The sequence below is a fragment of the Rhizorhabdus sp. genome, assembly GCF_018006725.1.
Taxonomy (GTDB): Bacteria; Pseudomonadota; Alphaproteobacteria; order Sphingomonadales; family Sphingomonadaceae; genus Rhizorhabdus.
In genome coordinates, this window is the sequence record NZ_JAGMXV010000363.1 from 1 (window position 1) to 3,831 (window position 3,831).

Annotated in this window: 7 protein-coding genes and 1 riboswitch; of the genes, 3 read left to right on the forward strand and 4 right to left on the reverse strand. The window is 63.0% G+C overall.

What is annotated here, in order from left to right:
- The coding region (locus tag KAY22_RS26020) for a TolC family protein (protein ID WP_296625999.1) at positions 1 to 502 on the reverse strand (502 nt) is incomplete at its 3' end.
- A gap of 324 nt (positions 503 to 826) precedes the next feature.
- Between KAY22_RS26020 and KAY22_RS26025 the strand changes: the two genes are divergently transcribed.
- The gene (locus KAY22_RS26025; protein WP_043058994.1) at positions 827 to 1,039 is read left to right on the forward strand and encodes a hypothetical protein; all 213 of its coding nucleotides are present in this window, start codon (positions 827 to 829) and stop codon (positions 1,037 to 1,039) included.
- A gap of 152 nt (positions 1,040 to 1,191) precedes the next feature.
- Here the strand turns inward: KAY22_RS26025 and KAY22_RS26030 are convergent, their stop codons facing one another.
- Positions 1,192 to 1,383, reverse strand: coding sequence for a DUF1289 domain-containing protein (locus tag KAY22_RS26030; RefSeq protein WP_037569978.1), 192 nt, complete (start codon positions 1,381 to 1,383; stop codon positions 1,192 to 1,194).
- Positions 1,383 to 2,507 carry a nickel/cobalt efflux transporter gene (locus tag KAY22_RS26035; RefSeq protein WP_007406849.1) on the reverse strand — a complete coding sequence of 375 codons (1,125 nt, stop codon included), beginning with the start codon at positions 2,505 to 2,507 and terminating at the stop codon, positions 1,383 to 1,385. Before KAY22_RS26035 ends, KAY22_RS26030 begins: the two co-directional genes overlap by 1 nt.
- Before the next feature lie 137 nt (positions 2,508 to 2,644).
- On the opposite strand from KAY22_RS26035, the gene KAY22_RS26040 reads away from it, so the two are divergent.
- Together KAY22_RS26040 and KAY22_RS26045 are read left to right on the forward strand one after the other, a co-directional pair.
- Entirely contained in the window at positions 2,645 to 2,914 is a 270-nt protein-coding gene (locus tag KAY22_RS26040) for a metal-sensing transcriptional repressor (RefSeq protein WP_007406864.1), read from the forward strand.
- A gap of 68 nt (positions 2,915 to 2,982) precedes the next feature.
- Positions 2,983 to 3,146, forward strand: a riboswitch (yybP-ykoY riboswitch).
- A gap of 11 nt (positions 3,147 to 3,157) precedes the next feature.
- On the forward strand, positions 3,158 to 3,742 hold the full coding sequence (locus KAY22_RS26045) for a manganese efflux pump MntP family protein (protein WP_296626000.1): 585 nt from the start codon (positions 3,158 to 3,160) through the stop codon (positions 3,740 to 3,742).
- Here the strand turns inward: KAY22_RS26045 and KAY22_RS28030 are convergent.
- Positions 3,734 to 3,826, reverse strand: coding sequence for a Tn3 family transposase (locus tag KAY22_RS28030; RefSeq protein WP_223806634.1), 93 nt, complete (start codon positions 3,824 to 3,826; stop codon positions 3,734 to 3,736). The genes KAY22_RS26045 and KAY22_RS28030 overlap by 9 nt on opposite strands.
- Positions 3,827 to 3,831: the final 5 nt, after the last annotated feature.

Here is a 3,831-nt window from a genome sequence, read left to right on the forward strand (position 1 = left end):
CCGAAAGACGTGCCAGCGCGACCGTCTTGAAAGCGCGCGCGTTTTCGAGGTCGGCCTGAAGCGTGTTCAGTTCGGTTTCGGCCTGCACTTGCCGGAGACGGGCTTCCTTGCCGGCGCCGACCAAAGCGCGGGCAACCCTCAAGACATCGGTCGCCTGTTTAACCTCTTCTTCGGCGATGGTGATGCGACGATCGGCGATTTCGGCACCAGCATAAGCGCGCGCCAGCTCAGTCGCAAAGACGAGACGGCCGTCACGATCGCGCGCCTTTGCCGCAACGATCCCGGCTTCACCGGCGGCGATCCGAGCGGATCGCTTGCCGCCCAGTTCGACAGGCTGATCGACCTGGAAAGTCGTCTGTTGTTGATTGCGCGCATTGCGATCGTGGTCGCCCACGAAATTCTCTGCATAGACATTGATCGAGGGGTTCGGTCGGGCGCGCGCTTGTAATGCCAAGCCGCGTGCTCGGGCGACGTCTGCTTCTAGCGCCAGGACGCGCGGCACATCACGCGTCTGATTTAGAAGCTGTGCAAAGGGGGGTGCGGTCTGCGACCACGCCGCACCTACGGGCGATAGCGCCGCAAAGGCGCCGGTCAGCGCAACGGTGCGCGACCGGCGAAAACTGCCGTTCATAGTGCATGATCCTCTAGGGTAGTCAGTCGACGCGCGCGGCGTCGGCGAAACTCAACCGCGAGGCGGACGCAGAAGCTTAGATGGGTCGATCCCGCTGGGGAGCGATGGAGTTAATATCGACCACACGCGAGCGGCGACGATGGCCGCAACCGGCGCAGCCCTCGCGCCATCGAAAGCAACCCAGTGGCCTGCGGCGTGGGCAAGAAGGTGAGCTGGCCCGTCGCCGTCGGCCTGCTTTGCCGGAGCCTGATCGTCATGATCGATCATAACCGCATGGTCGTGATCGTCATCAGAATGGGTATCGACCATGGCGACTTGAACCGGGCCGTGATCGTGAACCATGGCGCTATGCCATCCCGATACTGCGACAAGCCCGAGGACAGCGGCCAGCGCCAACACGACTCCTAGGATCGCAACAGAGGAACGCTGCACCGCCATCATTTGCAGCGTAAGCCGACGCAAAAAACGGGGCAAGGAAATCACTTGCCGGTCAATTCGAGCGTTCACGCTATTTCAGCCTGCTCGACATTATACCAGCGCCTTGGCGGCGAGACACGACATCAGGACGTGCCCCCCTTTGCGGAACGGTCGGTCAGCTTTGCCAAGCGGTGTGGCAGGTCGCTCATGACGCGGCGTGCATCACCAGGTCGCAGGTTACGCCAACGCCGGACCTCGTCGCGCGTGCGGCCACACCCCCGGCACCATCCGGTGCGGGCATCGAAACCACATAGATCGACGCAAGGCGATCGCATCAGATCGCGCCGATCCGACTGAGGCCTTGCAAGCCGGAATAGGCCATGTAGCCCGCGATCACGAGCATCAGGCCCGCCGACGCATAAGGCGCCTTGCGCGCGAAGTCGCCGAACCCTGACCAGCGCTTGCGGATGTGCGTGACGCTGAGCGATGCGATGACGCCGGCGCTGACCATCGTCACGGCAAGGCCGACGCTGAACGCGCTCACCAGCACGACACCGAGCGCGAGACGCTTGAGCTGGAGGCAGAGCAGGAGGACGGTGACGGCTGCGGGGCAGGGGATCAGCCCGCCCGTCAGGCCGAACAGCGCGATCTGGCCGGTCGTTACCTGACGATCGGCGAACCGGCGGCTGATATCGGCGGCGTGGGCGCGCTCATGCGCGTTCATGTAGGCATCGTCGCCCGTGACCTTCAGTCCATCATGCCCGTGGCCGTGATCGTGCCCGTGTTCGGCGAATGTGAGGTCGTAGTCATGGCTGTGGCCGCCGTGGCCCAGCGAGACGCGCGCGTTGAAGGCGTGCGGTTCCGGGATCTCCTCGACGCTTTCGATGTAATCGCCCCGATCGACGAAGCGGAATGTCTGCGAACGGCCTTCGCCGCGATCCGTTGTGAGGATAACATCCGCCGCTTTCCAGCCACCCTTGGCAAAGCTCGCCCGCCAGCGCGGCGGCACGCCATCCTCGAAAATCTCCAGACGCATCATGCCGTGGCCGGTGTCGATCGTGCGGATCTCGTCCTCGCCGTGATGGTGGTGGTGATCGTGCGCGGCTTCGGCCTTCTGATCGGCACGCGTGCGCCAAATCATCCATAGACCGATGCCAAGAACGATGACGGCCGAGCCGAGCAGGAGGTAAGGCTCGGTCGTTTCGGTGTTGATGCCGCGCCCGAGATATTGCCCGCCAAGCGCGATGCCCCACACGATCGCGGTGTGCGAAAGCGCCGCGCACAGGCCGAGCAGGACGGCTTGGCCAACAGTGCCACGCACTGCGATAATAAACGCAGCCATCATGGTCTTGGAATGGCCGGGCTCCAGCCCGTGCAGCGCACCGAGCAGCAGCGCGGTCGGGATGAACAGCCAGAGATTGGAGCTGCCCTGTTGAACGAGTTCGGCGAAAGAGGTCATGGTGCGTCCCGGCAAGCCCGGCGGTCGCGACCGATCGGACGTGAAGTTCGGGCAGGTCCATATCCCCCCATGGGGATAGAGTCTATCCCCCCGGGGGGTTGCTCGACAAAGTTCGTCCGTTTGTCTTATAGGGTGACATGGCCCATTACGATCATTCCAATCATCCCGCGATCATCAAGCGGCTCAACCGTGCGACCGGGCACCTGAAAAGCATCGTCGGGATGATCGAAGAGCAACGGCCGTGCGTCGATATCGCGCAGCAGCTTCAGGCGGTGGAGAACGCGATCGCCAGCGCCAAGCGCGCGCTCATCAACGATCATATCGATCACTGCTTGGTTCACGCCGAAGAGGGCGAGGGGACAAAGGTGGCGGTGGAGCAGTTCCGGGCGATATCCAAATACTGGTGATCGCCTAATCGGACAGGGTTGATCGGATTCGGCTTGTACATATGCCCCCCAGGGGATACGGGCGTCTCACTCTTGGGGAGTAGCTACCCGCTGTTGCGGGGCCATCGTCAACATCCTTGAACCTTCCGGTTCGTGGCGATGGCAGCAGATTTTGATCTGCCCGGCGAGACCAACGATGCGCTACCTCTCTCGTGGCCGGAGGTGGATTGCGTCGTTCGGTTGACGGCCCTTGGACGTATATCAATGACGGGTTTGCTAACGCTCGGCGCTCTTGGCGCCAGCTTGTCGGTCGACGCCTTCGCTGCGGCGGTGGGGAAGGGTGCGACCAATCAGCGCAATCGTTGGCGCGATGCCTTACGTGTCGGCGCCGTGTTCGGCTTCTTCGAGGCGATCACGCCGGCGATTGGCTGGGCGATCGGCCTGGCGCTGAGCACTTGGATCGCGGCAGTCGATCATTGGATAGCCTTCTTCCTGCTTTTCGGCGTCGGCGGGCATATGATCCATGCAGCGACGAAAAGCGACGTGGACGCGGGTCAGCGCGCTCAGACCGGCGTGTGGCGACTGGTCGTTACCGCGCTCGCCACCAGCATCGATGCAACGGCGGTGGGTGTCAGTCTCGCGGTCATGCAGGTCAATATCCTGACCGCGTGCCTCATCATTGGCGGGATCACCACGGTCGTCGCCACGATCGGCGTCATGCTCGGCAAGCACGCGGGACGGTATATCGGCCGCTATGCAGAGATGCTGGGCGGGCTGACGCTCATCCTCATCGGCGGCACGATCCTCTACCAGGGGGCGTTTGCGGGAGGGGGCGGAATCCTACGCTAAGGATTTGGGCCAGCGATATTCCCCGGTTAGATTGATGTGTTCCCATCCCAACGGCGAGACGTGGGCGAGTAGATCAGGCGCGATATGGG